Genomic DNA, 16190 nt, shown 5'->3' on the forward strand with positions numbered 1-16190 from the left:
TTGTGCCACGATCACCGCGTCCTGATCGTGGCGTCCCGGTGGCCCCGCGGGTCCTGCCCGGACTGCCGGAGCCGGTCGCGCGCCGGTGCCGGCCCACTGGACCACCAGGCCGCCGTTGCCGGGGGTTCCGCACGCCCCGGCAACGGCCTGCCGGTCGGGTTCTAGTTGTTGGCCACCAGTCGCCACCGGTTGTCGGCGGTTCCGTTGTCGGAGTCCTGGACGGCCTGGGCGCCGTTGGCGGTGGAATTGTTCTGGATGGCGAGCAGCTTGCCGCTGTTCACGTTGCGGATCTTGTAGGTTCCGTCGCCGTTGTCGACCAGAGTCCACCGGTGGTCGGCGGTGCCGTTGTCGGACCACTGCAGGACGCGGGCGCCGTCAGTGGTGGACATGTTCTCCACGCCCAGCACCTTGCCGCTGTTGACGTTGCGGAACCGCACGGCGTTGCCGTCGGTCACCATCACCCAGTTGTGGTCCGCGGTGCCGTTGTCGGTCCACTGCAGCGCGAGACCGCCGTCCGCCGTGGACATGTTCTGGATGCCGAGGACCAGGCCGCTGGCCGCGTTGACCAGCCGGTAGCTTCCCGTCCCGCCGTTGCCCTGCCCGCTGGTGTTCCAGTAGACCGTGTAGTTGTAGCCGTGCGCGTCGTAGAACGGGCCCAGGTTCACCGTCGAGCCGTTGGCCGTCGCGGTGAAGGCGAGCGCCGTGGTGCTGGTCCGGGTGATCGACCCGGTGTTCAGCGAGGGCAGCGCCGTCAGCGAGGTGTTGCCGTAGTTGCCGGACAGCACGACAGGACCGTACGTGACCGCCGCGACGTTCGAGTTGTCGTTGGCGGCCTTCATGACCACGCGCATGGGCAGGCGCACCGTGACGGTGTCGCCGGACGTCCACGACCGGGTGACGACGGCGTAGGTGCCGGGCGTGGTGTCCACGCTCTGCTGCGTGCCGTTCACGCTGATCGTGGCGCCCGACGTCCAGGCGGGGATGCGGATCCGCATCGACCACGAGCCGCTCATGCTACCGGTGACCTGCAGCGTCGTGGTGTCGCTCGCGGGGTACGACGTCGTCTGGGTGACCGTGATGCCGCGCTGGGTCCAGTTCAGCGTCGACGGCATGAACATGTTCACCGTCAGCGTGGTGCCGTTGTAGAAGTAGATGGAGTCCATCAGCCTCGTGTTGACCTCCACCCCCGTCCCCTGGCAGCACCAGAACGAGTTGTAGTCGGTGCTCCACGTGCCGCCGCCCCACGCCGGGCCCACCCCGCGGCGGCCGCCCGGCTTGAGCGGGGTGAAGTAGGTGACGTGCCCGTGGCTGTCGCCCGGGTTCTGCGCGCCGATGACGTGGTTGAGCAGCGCCTGCTCGTAGAAGTCCGCGTACGCGACCCGGTCGGGGTTGAGCAGCCACAGTTCGCGGGTCAGGTTGAGCATGTTGACGCTGTTGCAGTGCTCGCAGGTGTCGTTGGTGAGATAACCGGCGATCGCGTTGGGCGCCCGGAAGTGCTCGGCCTGGCTGTTGCCGCCGATCGCGTAGGTGTGCGCGCCGACGGTGATGTTCCAGGCGTTCACGGCGATGTCGCGGTAGCGGGTCGTGCCGGTGGCCTTGTACTCCCGGGCCGCGCCGATCCACTTGGGCACCTGGGTGTTGGCGTGCAGGCCGTTCAGCTGGTCCTGGTTCGAGGCCAGGGGGTTGAACACGGCGGCGTGGTCGAACCGCTGCGCGACGGTGAGCCACCGCGCGTCGCCCGTCTGCTGGTAGATGTCGGTCAGCACCGCGTTCATGCCGCCGAACTCGGTGCCCAGCATGTTCTGCATCTGGCTGCTGCTCAGCCTGCTCGTCCGCCAGTCGACCCAGCCGGCGAACGCCAGCAGCACGTCGCGCGCCTGGGTGCTGCCGATGAGGCGCCACACGTCGAGCAGGCCGGTCAGCGTCTTGTGGACGCAGTAGTACGGGACGTTGCCGTTGCTCAGCGTGCGGGCTTCCAGGGCGGTGAAGTCCGACTCGGGGAAGCCGGACAGGTATCCGGTGTTGAACCCGGCGGCGCCGTTGTTCGCCTGGCACTTGGCCAGTTCGGCGACCATGGTGGTGGCCTTGTCCCGGCAGGTGGTGTCGCCGAGCACGGCGTACGCCTGGGCCCACGCGGTGAGGAAGTGGCCCTGCACATGGGTGCGGAACGGGAACGACGGGGCGTCCCACCCGCCGTTGGAGGAGGCGCCGTTGGTGGACAGCCTGTGGTTGGCCCGGAAGTTGTACAGCAGCCGGTTGACGTCGACGTACTTGAGATAGGAGAGCGTGCGGTTCTGGTTGTCCAGCCAGCGGCTCGTCGTCAGCCGCACCTGGCCCAGCTCGAAGGGGTACGCCGAGACGCCGATGTCGGGCCGGGCCGGCGCGACCGCGGCGGCCGCCGCCGAGGCGCCGGCGACCCCGCCGGCGGTGGACGCGACTACGGCGACACCGGCCGCCTGCAGCAGTTGCCGGCGGCTGAGCGACGGGGACGGCATGAGGCCTCCTGGAGGTCACGAGAGGGGCGGCCGGCGATTCTCGGTGAGCGACGACATCCACCGCCGCGAATCGATCACAAGGGTCTGCGGAGGAGGGTGTTAGCGCTAACACAAAGGCCCGGACAGCCCCTCTGTCGGGTTCTGGTGGTGGTGGCTGGGAGCCAACATGACGCCGTGAGGATCTGTCAATCCCGGGACCAGGCGCGGACGGGTGTGGAGCGCCTGCCGGGCGTCTCCGCCTCGTCGCGGCGGGGCGGCGCTGAAAGTTTCACGGTTTGGCCCAGGCCCGGTGGGCAACCCTTTTCCCAACCGGGTACGACCCGGCCGACGTCGAGATGTCCCGCCGGGCGCCCCGGCCCCGTCCTCGCCGGGCGGCCCTGAAAGTTTCACGGGTGACCCTTCGGCGGGCAATCCTTTTCCGGGCCCGGGCGGTCCGGGCGGCCCGGCCGCTGATTGTGCCGGCCGAAACGAATCGCGGCCGGCATTTCCCCGCGTGCTTTTCACCGGCATTTCGGCGGCATGATTTCCCGTTCCTCGCCGGGCACCTGCGGAATTTCCTGGCCGGGCGCGGGACGCCTTGGAACGGCCGCGTCTCCGGCTGATCGGGCCGCAAACCGTCTTACGGCGGCTGAACGGCGTCTTACCGGCAGATGTCGCGTTCCCGGTTCATCGGCCGGATTTCCGCCACGACTTCGGCGACATTGTAAGACCGGTCACGGCGGCACACACTCCAGGCAACAATTCCTCTCCCAATCTCTGGAGCCGCAGTGGACCGAGCCGTAATCCGAATTCCCGGACGCGGAAAAACGACGTTCCGGCGTTTCGCGTCGATCGTGCTCGCGGCGCTCGCCGTGGTGTTCCTCGGCGTGCCGCACGCCGGCGCCGCCACGCTGCCGACGCCGAAGGGCCTGACCGCCTACCTCGACCTCGAGTGCTACCGGACCAGCGCCTACCAGCCGCCGGGCGTCCAGCTCACGGTGCGGCACCTCAATCCCGTGCTCATGAACCTGCCGGTCGAGACCGTCACCCTGGGCCAGCGTGAGCAACTGTGCGTACCGGTCGCGAAGAACACGCAGGAGCCGCCGTCCCCCGCGATCGACTTCATCAAGTACATCGACCTGTCCTGCTACAAGATCTCCGGCATCACGGTGAACACGGGCCTCGTGCTCAGCCACCTCAATCCGCTGTTCCAGAATCTGCCGCGCACGCAGATCTCCATGAACACGCCGCAACAGTTGTGCGTGCCGGTCGTGAAGAACAACGTGATCCCGCCCGCCGACGTGCTGCAGCTCGTCCGTTACATCGACCTCAAGTGCTACGGGATCACCCCCAACACCGCGCTGAACCAGACGGTGTCCCTGCGTCAGCTCAATCCCGTCCTCACGTCGCAGATTCCCACGCACAAAGCGCAGATCCTCTACGCCCGGCAGCTGTGCGTCCCCGTGCAGAAGGCCGGTGACAGCATCCCGAGCGCGGTGCTCGACATCGTGCGGTGGATCGACCTGGAGAAGTTCGACGCGATCACCCCGGCGCTGCCCACCTCGGTCTCGCTGAGCCTGCGGCACATCGACCCCGTCCTCGCCGGTCTCCCGGCCGAGCAGGCCACTCTCCTCGGTGCCGACCAGGTGGCCCTGCCGGTCGCCAAGAACGGCAACCTCCCACCCGGCTGATCCCCCGGCCCGGAGCCCCTCCGCATGCCCCGGCGGAGGGGCTCCGGTGCTCACAGCAGACCGGGCACGGCGCGGCGCAGGTGGGCGAGGCTCTCGGCCGCGGCCTCCCGGGCCCGCGCGACCGGCCCCGTGAGCACTCCGTCGTGCTTGACGAGCACGCCGTCGCACACCACCGTACGGACCAGCCCGGGGTGCGCGGCGATCACGACGGAGGCGAGGGGGTCGAGCACCGGAGCCATGGCGGGGGTGCCGGTGTCGACCACCACGAGGTCGGCCCGCCTGCCGGGGGTGAGGCTGCCGGTGACCGCCCCGAGACCGGCCACCGCCGCGCCGTCGGCGGTGGCCATCCGCAGCAGGCGTCCCGCGGTCAGCGGTGCGCCGTCCTCGGTGAAGCGGTGGTGGGCCAGCGCGGCCCGCATCTGCGTGAACATGTCCCCCGAGGTGGCGATCTCGGTGTCGGCGCCGAGGCCCGTGACGACGCCCGCCCGCAGGAGGCGGCCGGTGGCGGGCGAGCCGAGCCCGGACATGGTCGTCTCGATGAACGGCGCCACGCTCGCGGTGGCGCCCGCGTCGGCGGCGAGCTTCAGCTCGTCGTCGCCGACGGCGCTCGCGTGGACCAGGGTGACCGTCTCGTCGAGCAGGCCCTCCTCGTCCAGGTGCCCGACGCTGCCCGCCCTGCCGACGTGCATGGTGACCCGAAGACCGAGCTCCCGCGCGAGCAGCAGGTCGCGCCTGGTGGCGGTGGGGGCCGACATCTCGGGCCCGCGCGCCGCCAGGGCCATCGTCACGCGGGCGGCGTCGTCGTGGAGCACGTCCCTGATCCGGCGCACGTCGGCGGGCAACTCCGCGTCGCTGTGCTCGCCCACCCAGCTCAGCGCGTCCGTCTGCGGCCAGCCGTACGCGAACACGCCCCGGATCCCGCTGTCGCGCAGTGCGGCGACGGCGGCGTCGCCGTGCTCGGGGGTGTTCTGGATGTGGGACCAGTCGACCAGGGTGGTGATCCCGGAATCCAGCGCGCCGAGTGCGCCGATCAGGGTGCCCGCGTAGACGTCCTCGGGCCGGAAGTTCGGGCCGAGCCCGAGGAACGCCGCGCCGAGGTAGTCGGTCAGGCTCCAGTCCAGGCCGATGTGGCGCAGCGCCGACTGCCAGGTGTGACGGTGGGTGTCGATCAGCCCCGGCAGCACGACGCAGCCGGTGGCGTCCACGACGCGGGCCCGCGGGGAGATCTCCGCGGCGGGCCCCACCGAGACGATCACGCCGTCCCGGACGACGACGTCGGCGGGCCCGTCCGGCACGGCCGGGTCCATGCTGAGCACGTGCCCGCCGGTGACCACCAGGTCGGTGTTGAGAGGCATCCTCGTCTCCTTGCTGTTCGCGGTGATGCCTCTTTGTCCCACCGCGTGCTTGTGGCCGGCTTCACGCGGGCGAGCCGCCGCGTCAAGCCGGCCACAAGTCGTACGCGGACGGTCAGGACGCGGGCGCGGTGGTCTCCAGTTCGTGGACGCGCGGGTCGCCCTTGTCGGCGAAGTAGTCCTCCGGCCGGGTCCCGTCGGGGCCTTCGGCGCTCCTGAGCGCGCGGGCCACGAGGGTCCCGAGCACGGCGACGACCAGGTTGACGATCAGCGCGAGGAGCCCGGCGTAGACCGTGATCTTCGTGTCGAACCCGAGCTTCTCCAGCGGGAAGGCCGAGCCGCCGAAGTGCTCGTGCTTGGTGGCGGGGTTGGCGATGTTGTAGAGCAGCAGCATCCCGGCCGTCATGCCCGCGGCCAATCCGGCGATCAGGCCGCCGCGGTGGAACCACCGGGTGTAGAGGCCGAGACCCACCGACGGCAGCGTCTGCAGGATGATCACGCTGCCGATCAGCTGGAGGTCGATGGAGAACTGCGGGTCGATGCCCAGGATGACCAGCACCGCGCCGACCTTCACGACCAACGACGCGATCTTGCTGACCCTGGCCTCCTGGGCCGGGGTGGCGTCCCGGTTGAGGTACTCACGGTAGATGTTGCGGGCGAACAGGTTGGCCGCCGCGATCGACATGATGGCGGCGGGCACGAGTGCGCCGATGCCGATGGCCGCGAAGGCCACCCCCGCGAACCAGTCGGGGAAGAGCTTGTCGAACAGCTGCGGCGTGATCGTGTTGCCGTCCTCGCCGATCGGCGTGACCCCGGCCGCGATCGCCATGTAGCCGAGCAGCGCGATCAGGCCGAGCAGCAGGCTGTAGGCCGGCAGGGCCGACATGTTCCGCTTGATCACGTTCCGGTCGCGCGTGGCGAGGATCCCGGTGACGCTGTGGGGATAGAGGAACAGCGCCAGCGCCGAGCCGAGCGCCAGCGTGACGTACTGAAGCTGGTTGTTCGCGTTGAGAGTGATGCCGTCGCCGGGCGCGGGGGTCGCGTCGAACTTCGCCTTGGCGGCGTCGAAGATCGACGCCCAGCCGCCGAGCTTGGCCGGGATGTAGACGATCGCGACCAGGATCACCAGGTAGATCAGCGAGTCCTTGACGAACGCGATCAGCGCGGGGGCCCGCAGCCCGGACTGGTAGGTGTAGGCCGCGAGGATCGCGAACGCGATGATCAGCGGCAGGTCGCCGGTCACGCCCATCGTCTTCAGCACCGCCTCGATGCCGATGAGCTGCAGCGCGATGTACGGCATCGTCGCGACGATGCCGGTGATCGCGACCAGCAGGGCCAGCGTGGGGGATCCGAAGCGGAGCCGGACGAAGTCGGCCGGGGTGACCAGGTTGTGCACGTGCGAGACCGACCACAGCCGCACCAGCACGAGCATGACCATGGGATAGACGACCACGGTGTACGGCACGGCGTAGAACCCCATGGCGCCCGCGCCGAAGATCAGGGCGGGCACGGCCACGAACGTGTAGGCCGTGTAGAGGTCGCCGCCGACCAGGAACCAGGTGATCCAGCCGCCGAAGCCGCGCCCGCCGAGGCCCCACTCGTTCAGGTTGGCGAGGTCGCCCGGGCGGCGCCAGCGGGCGGCCACGAAACCCAGGCCGCTGACGAGCAGGAACAGCAGCGCGAAGATGACGATCTCGGTGGTCTTCACCGGTTCCTCCTCCTCGTCGCGCGGTAGACGAGGGTGGTCGTGGTGACGCCGAGCACGATGAAGGCGAGTTGCAGCCAGTAGAACAGCGGGATCCCGAACAGGCGCGGTTCCACGGCATTGAACAGGGGCGGGAGGAGCGGGATCGCGATGGGGAGCGGCAACAGCCAGTTCAGCGGGCTGCGGTCGTCGCTGCGGCCATCGCTGCGATCAGGAGTCGTCAAGACGTTCTCCAATCGGACACGGACCAGGCGTGCCCGGCAGATCCGCGCGACGGCCGGTCACGGGATCAGCGGGACGGTTACTCGGCCGCAGATTAGGGACGCGGGGGTAACAGGAGGATCACCGATCGGTGAACGGTCGTGTCGGCGCGCCCAGCGACAACCGGTCAAGCGCGTCGTCAGGCGGTCAGGCGGGGGCGACGGCGGGGAGGATCACCGCGGAGGGATGGGCGGGATCGTGCAGCACCTCCTGGTCGGAGGCGACCATCGGGCTGCCCGCCGTGAGAGGCGCCCCGGTGCCGGGGTTGCGGGCGATGCGCGGATAGGCCCCGCTCGCCACCTGCACCCGGATCCGGTGCCCGCGGCGGAACCGGTGGCCCATCGGCCACAGGTCGATCTCCACCCGCCGCACGCCGTCCTCGTCCCCGCGGTCGGCGGGGGTCAGGCGGCGCACCCCCTCGCAGACGTTCATCGACGCGCCGCCGGGATGGACGTCGCACACCCGCACGACGAAGTCCGTGTGCTCCCTGCCGGTGCGGACGAACAGCTCGGCGCGCACCGGGCCGATCATCTCGGTATCCCGGCCGAGCGGGGCGGAGGTGTAGACGAGCACGTCCCGCCGGGCCTCCAGCCGCCGGTTGTCCCTGGGCTCGGAGTTGCCGATCAGCACCGGGCCGCCGATCACCGGCGTGGGGTGCGCCGGGTCGTAGCGGTAGCGGTCCGGCTCGCCGCCCGCCGGGTTCGCGGTGGACAGGGCGGAACCCGGCTGCAGGTGCCAGCGCTCGGGCCGCATGCCCGGCGGCGGCCAGTCCGGCTCGTCCCGCCACTCGCCGGCGCCGGTGACGAACAGCCGGACGGGGGACAGGCGCAGCCCCGACGGGTCGCCGAGCAGGTGGGCGCGGAACCAGGCGAGGGCGTCGGCGTTGGCCGCCCGGCCGTGCCTGATGTCGGCGTGGTACCACGGCCCGATCGTCAGGTGCGGCCGCCGCCCGGCCGCCCGCAGCGCGGCGTAGTCCTTGAGCTGCCAGGGCAGGAACACGTCGTACCAGCCGCCGGTCATCGTGATCTCCGCGCCGACCTGGCCCACCGACGCCGAGAAGTCCCTCTTCTCCCAGTAGGCGCAGAGGGCCTCGCCGTGATGGGCGAGCAGGTCGCGGAAGAACGGCAGCGGGCGGCCCGCCGACAGCAGGTCGAGCTCCGGCAGCGAGTGGCCCGCCAGGCCCGACAGGACGGCCCGCCGTGTGCGCCGGGGCGCGATGAGCGCGGCCGCGCCTCCCAGCCTGCCCTCCAGGTGGGCGGTGAGGGTCGTCCAGATCAGGGTGGACTCCAGGGCGAACGACCCCCCGACGTACGCCGCGTCGCGGAAGCACGAGGCGGTCACCTGGACGGACATCGCCCGCAGGTCCGGCGTCTCGGCGGCGATGGCCCACTGGGTGTACCCGAGGTAGGAGGGCCCGTGCATGGCGAACGAGCCGCCGTACCACGACTGCGCCCGCATCCACTCGACCGTCGCCAGCCCGTCGGCCTGCTCGTGGACGAGGGGGTCGAGCACCCCGCCGGAGCCGAAGCCGCCCCGGCAGCTCTGCAGCAGGACCTGGAAGCCGTGCCGGGCGAAGGTCCAGCCGTACATCCAGCCGACCACCCCGGCCCGCCCGTACGGCGTGCGGATCAGGATCGTCGGCGGCCGGGCGGCGCCCACCGGGGCGTAGTGGTCGGCCAGGAGGGTCACGCCGTCCGGCATCGGCACGGGCACGTCGCGGCGGACCCGGACCCGCAGGCCGGGCGGCCCGTACGGACCTCCCGGAGCGCGACGGCCCACCGGTATCCGCACCGGCACCCGGACCGGCACCCGGACCATGCCGACCTCCCTTCCCGGCGGAGCCGAGAGCGGGTTTCCTGCTCAGTAACAGAATATCTATCCGGTGGTCGTGCTTCCAGCCATGTCGCGTTGCATGATCGCGGTCCTCGCCGCTACGCTTTTCCCATGCGAACTCCTGCACCCTCCCAGTGGTGGCGCCGCTAGCTGGCGGCGTTTTCGCATTCTTCGCATCGAGGAGACCGGCCGCCCCGTGAGTGGCGGCCTTCTGTATGTCCGCCCCGGGGCATACGTAAAAAGGGGCGTGGACAGTGGAGATCAGCGGATATACCACCGCGGGCGGCATCGCGGTCGAGCGGGCCGTGCGCGAGGTGCCCGAGGAGGCGCTGGAGGAGATCGTCACGTCGCTCGCCGAGCGGCGCGGCGGAGCCTTCTCCTCCGGCATGGACTACCCCGGGCGCTACAGCCGATGGGCCTTCGGCTACGTCGACCCCTGCCTGGAGATCGTCGCGCGGGGGCGCCGGATCTCCGCGCGGGCGCTCAACGAGCGCGGCCAGGTCGTGCTGCCCGTCGTCGCCTCCTGCCTGCTGGCGGCGGGCAAGCCGGTGTCGGAGCCGACGCCCGGCTTCGTCGAGGTGCATGTCGCCGAGTCCGAGGACCTGTTCCCGGAGGAGATGCGCAGCCGCCGGCCCACCGTCTTCACCGCCATCCGCGAGGTCATCGCCGCCTTCCGCGGCGACGACCCGCACCTCGGCCTGTACGGCGCCTTCGGCTACGACCTCGCGTTCCAGTTCGAGCCGATCCGCTACCGCCTGACCCGCCCCGGCGACCAGCGCGACCTGGTGCTCCACCTCCCGGACCGGCTCGTCGTGATCGACCGGGTCCGCGAGACCAGCACGGAGTACCGCTACGAGTTCACCGTGGACGGCGCCTCCACCCACGGCATGGAGCGCTCCGGCGAGACGACGCCCCTCGTCACGCCCGGCGCGGTCCCGCCCGACCCGGTCAGGGGCACCTACTCCCGGGTCGTCGCCGAGGCCAAGGAGAAGTTCCAGCGCGGCGACCTGTTCGAGGTCGTCCCCGGCCAGGTCTTCCACTCGGTCTGCACCGACCCCGCCGCCTTCTACCGCTCCCTGCGCGCCGCCAACCCCGCGCCGTACGAGTTCCTGCTGAACCTCGGCGACGGTGAGCACCTCGTCGGCGCCTCGCCCGAGATGTACGTGCGGGTGACCGGCGACCGGATCGAGACCTGCCCGATCTCCGGCACCATCGCCCGCGGGGCCGACCCCGTCGAGGACGCCGAGGCGATCCGCACCCTCCTGTCCAGCGTGAAGGAGGAGTCGGAGCTGACCATGTGCACGGACGTGGACCGCAACGACAAGTCGCGCATCTGCGTCCCCGGCAGCGTCCGGGTGATCGGCCGCCGGCAGATCGAGATGTACTCCCGGCTGATCCACACCGTCGACCACATCGAGGGCCGCCTGCGCCCCGAGTTCGACGCGCTCGACGCGTTCCTCACCCACATGTGGGCGGTCACCGTCACCGGCGCCCCCAAGACGTGGGCCATGCAGTTCATCGAGGACCACGAGGAGACCACCCGGCGCTGGTACGGCGGCGCCGTCGGCTTCATCGGCTTCGACGGCTCGATGAACACCGGCCTGACCCTGCGCACCGCGCAGATCCGCGACGGCGTGGCCACCGTGCGCGCCGGGGCCACGCTGCTCTACGACTCCGACCCCGAGGCCGAGGAGCGGGAGACCGAGCTCAAGGCCAGCGCCCTGCTCGGCGCGCTCGCCGCGGCCACCCGCCCGAGGGAGGACGCCCCGGCGGCGCCCCCCGCGGACCTGCCGGGGGAGGGCCACCGGGTGCTGCTCGTCGACCACGAGGACTCCTTCGTCAACACCCTCGCCGACTACTTCCGGCAGCAGGGCGCGTCGGTGGTCACGCTGCGGCACGGCTTCCCGATGGAGAAGCTCGACGAGATCGCGCCCACGCTCGTGGTGCTGTCGCCCGGCCCCGGCTGGCCGTCCGACTTCGGCTGCGCCGCCCTGCTGGAGGCGCTGTACGCCCGGAGGCTGCCGGTCTTCGGGGTGTGCCTCGGCCTGCAGGCGATGGTCGAGCAGGCCGGCGGCACGCTGGAACTGCTGCCGTACCCGGAGCACGGCAAGCGCGGGCGCGTCCGGCGCGAGGGTGACAGCGCGCTGCTCGACGGCCTGCCCGGCGAGTTCGTCGCGGCCCGCTACCACTCCCTGCACGCCAAGGAGCAGGGCGTCACCGGCTTCCGGGTCACGGCGTTCACGCCGGACGGCGCGGCGATGGCCGTCGAGGACACCGAGAACCTGCGTTTCGGCGTGCAGTTCCACCCCGAGTCGATCCTGACCACCGAGGGCCGCGCGGGGGCGAGGATCATCGCCAACGTGCTGCGTATCTGCGCCCGGTAGACGGCGGGTAAAGAGCCGTCCTTGCGCGGCGCCGGCGCGGCGGGGGAGCCGTAGAGTCCTCTGCCGTGCCGGAGACGCGACCCGATGCCCCGCCGCTTCCCGCGGACCCGTTGCCCGTGCCCGTCCCCGACGCGGTGCGCGCGGCCCTGCTCGCGCCGATGGTCGACCAGCACTGCCACGGGGTGCGGCGCGACGACCCGCCGCGTTCGGGGTTCGAGCAGCTGGTCGCCGAGGGCGGCGCGCCCGCGCCGCCCGGCACCACCCACTTCGACACCCCGGCGGGCGCGGCCATCCGGCGCTGGTGCGCGCCGGTCCTCGGGCTGGAACCGCACGCCTCGGCCGCGGTGTACCTGTCCCGCCGCGCCGAGCTCGGCGCCGCCGAGGTGAACCGGCGGCTGCTGCGCGGCTCCGGCGTCTCGGCCTTCCTGGTGGACGCCGGCCCGGAGTCGCCCGGCCTGCTCGGGCCCGCCGAGATGGGGCGGCTCGGCGGCGCCGTCGCCGACGAGATCGTCCGGCTGGAGGAGGTCGAGCGGGACGTCGCCGAGGCGGGCCTGCCCGCCGTCGGCTACGCGGGCGCGCTGCGGGACGAGCTCGCGGCCCGCGCGGCCCGCGCCGCCGGGCTGAAGACGGTCGCCGCGCACCGCCGCTGGCCCGGCTCCGACCTCTCCCGGCCCTCCCGCGGCAGCGTGATCGCCGCGGCCGGCCGCAGGCTCGCCGACCCTAAGGCCCGCCTCGCCGACCCGGTCCTCGTACGGCACCTGCTGTGGGCCGCCGCCGACGTGGCGAGGGAGCGGAGCCTGCCGATCCAGATCCACTGCGCCTTCTCGGAGGACGCTCACGGGGACGGCGCCTCCGGGGACGCCGCTTTCGGTGACGCGGATCCGGCGCGGCTCACGGGATTCGTCCGCGCCCTCGCCCCGCTCGGGGTGCCGGTCGTGCTGGTGCACTGCTATCCCCACCACCGCCAGGCGGCGTACCTCGCGAGCGTCTTCCCGCACGTCTACGTGGACGCCGGGCTCGCCGTGGCGCTCACCGGGGCGGGTTCGGCCCATATCCTGCGCGAACTGCTGGAGCTGGTGCCGTTCCACAAGCAGATGTACGGCTCCGGCTGCCACGGCGCCGCCGAGCTGTGCTATCTGGCCGCCCTCTATCACCGCCGCGGGCTGGCCCGGCTGCTGGCGGGCCGGATCGCCGAGGGCGAGTGGAGCGTCTCCGACGCGGCCCGGATCGCCCACATGATCGGCTCGGCCAACGCCCGCCGCGTCTACCGCCTCTGAACCGAATCTACAACGTAAAGGCGACGCCCTCGCGCCCCACCCCCGAGTCGCGATCGTGGGGCCTGAGCTGGTTTGCTTGGACCCGTCACAACCGGCACCGACTCAACGGGGATCTGAATGCGCAGCGTCGAGCCCGAGGTCTTCCTCGTCGCCAAGCCGTCCGTCGACTACGACGAGCTGGCCCGCTACCTGCGGGAGGTCGGCGGGGAGAGCTGGCTGGAGCGGCTGGAGCGCGGCGACTTCGACGCGCAGGACCTCGCCGAGTTCGCCGGGCGGCTGTGCTACCGCTCCTTCGAGCCGGGGCTCAACCCCAACGTGACGCGGGTCCGCGCCGACCAGGAGGCGTACCTGCGCAACATCCTGGCCAGCGCGCACGGCAGCGTCCTGGAGCACGCCAGCTTCAGCTTCGTGCTGCACAACGTCTCGCGCGTGATGACCCACGAGCTCGTGCGGCACCGGCCGGGGGTGGCGATCTCGCAGGAGTCGCTGCGGTTCGTCCGGCTGAACGACCTGCCGTTCTGGTTCCCCGAGTGGGCGCGCGAGGACGCCGAGCTGATGAAGCGGGCGACCGAGATGCTCGACCGGATGGAGGAGTTCCAGAACTGGATGTCCGCCCACTTCGGGCTGGACGCCGACGGCGTGCCGTTCTCGGAGAAGAAGCACCGCACCTCGTTCATGCGGCGCTTCGCCCCCGAGGGCGTCGCGACGGGCCTGGTCTGGACGGCCAACGTGCGCACCCTCCGCCACACCATCGAGTCCCGTACGGCCGCCGGGGCGGAGGAGGAGATCCGCCTCGTGTTCAACCGCATCGGGGAGATCATGCGGGCGGAGGCCCCGGCGCTGTTCGGCGACTACACGGTCGAGGACGGCGCCTGGATCCCCGGCTACCGCAAGGTCTGAGCAGCCGTCCCCAGGCGGTTTTCACACCACGGCGGCGCGCACGCACAGGACGTCGGGCAGATGGCGGGCGATCAGCGTCCAGGTCTCGCCTGCGTCGGCGGAGCCGTACACCTCGCCGTCCCGGGTGCCGAAGAACACCCCGGCGGGCCCGGCGGTCATGGCGTCCCTGAGGACGGAGGCGTGCGCCGGGCCCTCGGGCAGGCCCTCCGAGAAGCCCTGCCAGGTGACCCCTGCGTCGTCGCTGCGGAACACCCGGCACCGGTGGCCGACGGGCGTGCGGTCGACGTCGCCGTGCAGCGGGAAGACGTACAGCCGGTCGGGGTCGTCCGGGTGGACCGCGATCGGGAACCCGAAGTCGGAGGGCAGCCCGGAACCGATCTCCGTCCAGGAGCCGCCGAAGTCGTCGGACCGGTAGACGCCGAAGTGGTGCTGGAGATAGAGCCGCTCGGGGCGCGCGGGATGCTGCGCCACCTTGTGCACGCACTGCCCGAACTCGGGATACTGGGCTCCCTCGGGCAGGAAGGGCGCGCGGATGTCCTTGTTGGACGGCCGCCAGGTGGCCCCGGCGTCGTCGCTGCGGAAGAAGCCGACGGCGGAGGCGGCGACGCCGAGCCGCCCGGGGTCGGTGGGGTGCGGGATCACGGTGTGCAGGCACAGCCCGCCGCCCCCGGGCTGCCACCGGGGCCGGGTGGGGTGGTCCCACAGCCCCTCGACCAGGGTGTAGGTGGCCCCGCCGTCCTCCGAGCGGAACAGCGCGGCCGGCTCGGCGCCCGCCCACACCACCCCCGGCTCGGCCGGCGACGGCTGGAGCTGCCACACCCGGGCCAGCGCGGCCCCGGTGCGCTCGGGGAAGGCGACCGGCGGGGTGGCCGCCTCCTGCCACGTCTCGCCGAGGTCGTCCGACCACAGGACGGACGGCCCGAAGTGGCCGTACTCGATCCCGGCCAGGATCCGGGGGGTGGGCCCGCGCGTGTCGACGGCGACGGAGGGGACGCCGATGGTGGAGAAGCGCACGGGGTCGACCTCGAACGGCCCGCCGTTCGAGGAGTGTGCCAGGAACAATCCTTTTCGGGTGCCGATCGCGAGTAGTGCGGGCATGCGCCCTCCCTGTCCGGATATCGATCATGTTTTCGATTCGAATCCTGCCAGGAATCGGTCCGGCGTGCCCGCCGTTCCGGTCGGGTCGCTCCGATCGCGGTCTCGCTCCGGATCGGCGTCGCGGTGGATCCGGGCGAGCGGCACCCCCGAGTGCCGCAGGCGCCGTACGGTCTCGTCCACCATGGGGGGCGGGCCGCAGACGTAGACCTCGTGCCCGGTCCAGGAGGGGAACGCGTCCATGACGTCGGGGAGCCGGCCGCGCAGCCCCTGGTAGGCGGGGTCGTCGGAGACCACCGGCAGCACCCGCAGCCAGGGGAAGCCCGCCGCCAGCCGCGTCAGGTCCGGCATGTCGTACAGGTCGCCCGCGTGCCGCACCCCGAACAGCAGGTGGATGTTGGGGCGGCGGCCGGAGGCGATGACGTGCTCCATGACGGCCTTGATCGGCGCGAGCCCGGTGCCGCCGGCGACGCACAGGAGGTCCCGGTCCGACTCGGGCGGCGCCATCGTGCCCGCGGGCGGGCCGAGCAGCAGCTGGTCGCCGGGACGCGTGTGGCGGACCAGGGCCGAGCTCACCCAGCCGCCGGGAACGGCCCGCACGTGCAGGCGCAGCATGCCGTCCGCGCGGGGGGCGTTGGCGATGGAGAAGCGCCGCCACACCCGCGGCCACCTGGCCGTCTGCACCGGGACATGCTGTCCGGGGACGAAGTCCATCCGCTGCGACGGGCGGAGCGTGAGGACCGCGATGTCGCGGCAGCGCGCCTCGTGGCCCGTCACCTCCGCCAGCCACCAAGGGGGAGTGGTCTCCGCCGCGGCCGCGTCGATCATGATCCGCGAGGCCATGGCGTACGCCTCGCTCCAGGCCGCCTCGGTCTCCTCGGTCCAGATCCGCGCGGCGAAGCGCCTCATCGTCGCGAGCAGGGCGGCGCCGGCGGCCGTGTGGTGTTCGGGGGAGAAGCCGTACCTGCGCTGGTCACGGCCCAGCCCGGCGAGATAGGACGTCAGTCCCTCGGGGCTGTCGAGCTCCCTGACGACCCTCCTGAGGACGTCGAAGAGCCGGCCGCGCGGCGCCGCCATGTCCGGCGGGAACATCCCGCGCAGGCTGGGGCAGTGCGCGAACAGCAGTCCGTAGAAGTACGCGGAGGCCCGCCCCGCGACGGGTTCGACGAGCGCGAAGCTTTCCTTGATCAGGCGCGCGTTCAACGACATCGGTTGTGT

The 16190-nt window shown here is 71.7% G+C and carries 11 protein-coding genes; 4 read left to right on the forward strand and 7 right to left on the reverse strand.

Annotated features, from left to right (window positions below):
- Positions 1-161: 161 nt before the first annotated feature.
- Positions 162-2495 carry a beta-L-arabinofuranosidase domain-containing protein gene (locus HHX37_RS26860; RefSeq protein WP_182873487.1) on the reverse strand — a complete coding sequence of 778 codons (2334 nt, stop codon included), beginning with the start codon at positions 2493-2495 and terminating at the stop codon, positions 162-164.
- 767 nt (positions 2496-3262) lie between these two features.
- Between HHX37_RS26860 and HHX37_RS26865 the strand changes: the two genes are divergently transcribed.
- Positions 3263-4165, forward strand: coding sequence for a hypothetical protein (locus tag HHX37_RS26865; protein WP_182887225.1), 903 nt, complete (start codon positions 3263-3265; stop codon positions 4163-4165).
- 50 nt (positions 4166-4215) lie between these two features.
- Here HHX37_RS26865 and HHX37_RS26870 read toward each other — a convergent pair whose 3' ends face one another.
- From HHX37_RS26870 to HHX37_RS26885, 4 genes are all read right to left on the reverse strand, one after another.
- Positions 4216-5520, reverse strand: a complete 1305-nt coding sequence (locus HHX37_RS26870) for an amidohydrolase family protein (RefSeq protein WP_182887226.1) — start codon at positions 5518-5520, stop codon at positions 4216-4218.
- A gap of 112 nt (positions 5521-5632) precedes the next feature.
- Entirely contained in the window at positions 5633-7225 is a 1593-nt protein-coding gene (gene mctP / locus HHX37_RS26875) for a monocarboxylate uptake permease MctP (RefSeq protein ID WP_182887227.1), read from the reverse strand.
- On the reverse strand, positions 7222-7446 hold the full coding sequence (locus HHX37_RS26880; RefSeq protein ID WP_208758952.1) for a DUF3311 domain-containing protein: 225 nt from the start codon (positions 7444-7446) through the stop codon (positions 7222-7224). Before HHX37_RS26880 ends, mctP begins: the two co-directional genes overlap by 4 nt.
- Before the next feature lie 184 nt (positions 7447-7630).
- Positions 7631-9301: a CocE/NonD family hydrolase gene (locus HHX37_RS26885; protein WP_182887228.1), complete on the reverse strand. Its 1671-nt coding sequence runs from the start codon at positions 9299-9301 to the stop codon at positions 7631-7633.
- Between the two features lie 269 nt (positions 9302-9570).
- Between HHX37_RS26885 and HHX37_RS26890 the strand changes: the two genes are divergently transcribed.
- The 3 genes from HHX37_RS26890 (at position 9571) to thyX (ending at position 13877) form a co-directional block, all read left to right on the forward strand.
- Positions 9571-11700: an anthranilate synthase component I gene (locus tag HHX37_RS26890; RefSeq protein WP_182887229.1), complete on the forward strand. Its 2130-nt coding sequence runs from the start codon at positions 9571-9573 to the stop codon at positions 11698-11700.
- Between the two features lie 65 nt (positions 11701-11765).
- The gene (locus HHX37_RS26895) at positions 11766-12977 is read left to right on the forward strand and encodes an amidohydrolase family protein (RefSeq protein WP_310740556.1); all 1212 of its coding nucleotides are present in this window, start codon (positions 11766-11768) and stop codon (positions 12975-12977) included.
- 117 nt (positions 12978-13094) lie between these two features.
- On the forward strand, positions 13095-13877 hold the full coding sequence (gene thyX, locus HHX37_RS26900) for an FAD-dependent thymidylate synthase (protein ID WP_182881077.1): 783 nt from the start codon (positions 13095-13097) through the stop codon (positions 13875-13877).
- Positions 13878-13898: 21 nt separating this feature from the next.
- Here thyX and HHX37_RS26905 read toward each other — a convergent pair whose 3' ends face one another.
- The gene (locus HHX37_RS26905) at positions 13899-14975 is read right to left on the reverse strand and encodes a WD40/YVTN/BNR-like repeat-containing protein (protein WP_182887230.1); all 1077 of its coding nucleotides are present in this window, start codon (positions 14973-14975) and stop codon (positions 13899-13901) included.
- Between the two features lie 24 nt (positions 14976-14999).
- Positions 15000-16181, reverse strand: a complete 1182-nt coding sequence (locus HHX37_RS26910; RefSeq protein WP_182887231.1) for an FAD-binding oxidoreductase — start codon at positions 16179-16181, stop codon at positions 15000-15002.
- Positions 16182-16190: the final 9 nt, after the last annotated feature.

This window comes from Microbispora sp. H10885 (assembly GCF_014161415.1).
Lineage (GTDB): Bacteria > Actinomycetota > Actinomycetes > Streptosporangiales > Streptosporangiaceae > Microbispora > Microbispora triticiradicis.

Bases quoted from the DNA above. Each gene is read 5' to 3' on its own strand.
- HHX37_RS26860 (WP_182873487.1), bottom strand. From the start codon at position 2,495: ATGCCGTCCCCGTCGCTCAGCCGCCGGCAACTGCTGCAGGCGGCCGGT.
- HHX37_RS26910 (WP_182887231.1), bottom strand. From the start codon at position 16,181: ATGTCGTTGAACGCGCGCCTGATCAAGGAAAGCTTCGCGCTCGTCGAA.
- HHX37_RS26870 (WP_182887226.1), bottom strand. From the start codon at position 5,520: ATGCCTCTCAACACCGACCTGGTGGTCACCGGCGGGCACGTGCTCAGC.
- HHX37_RS26905 (WP_182887230.1), bottom strand. From the start codon at position 14,975: ATGCCCGCACTACTCGCGATCGGCACCCGAAAAGGATTGTTCCTGGCA.
- HHX37_RS26885 (WP_182887228.1), bottom strand. From the start codon at position 9,301: ATGGTCCGGGTGCCGGTCCGGGTGCCGGTGCGGATACCGGTGGGCCGT.
- thyX (WP_182881077.1), top strand. From the start codon at position 13,095: ATGCGCAGCGTCGAGCCCGAGGTCTTCCTCGTCGCCAAGCCGTCCGTC.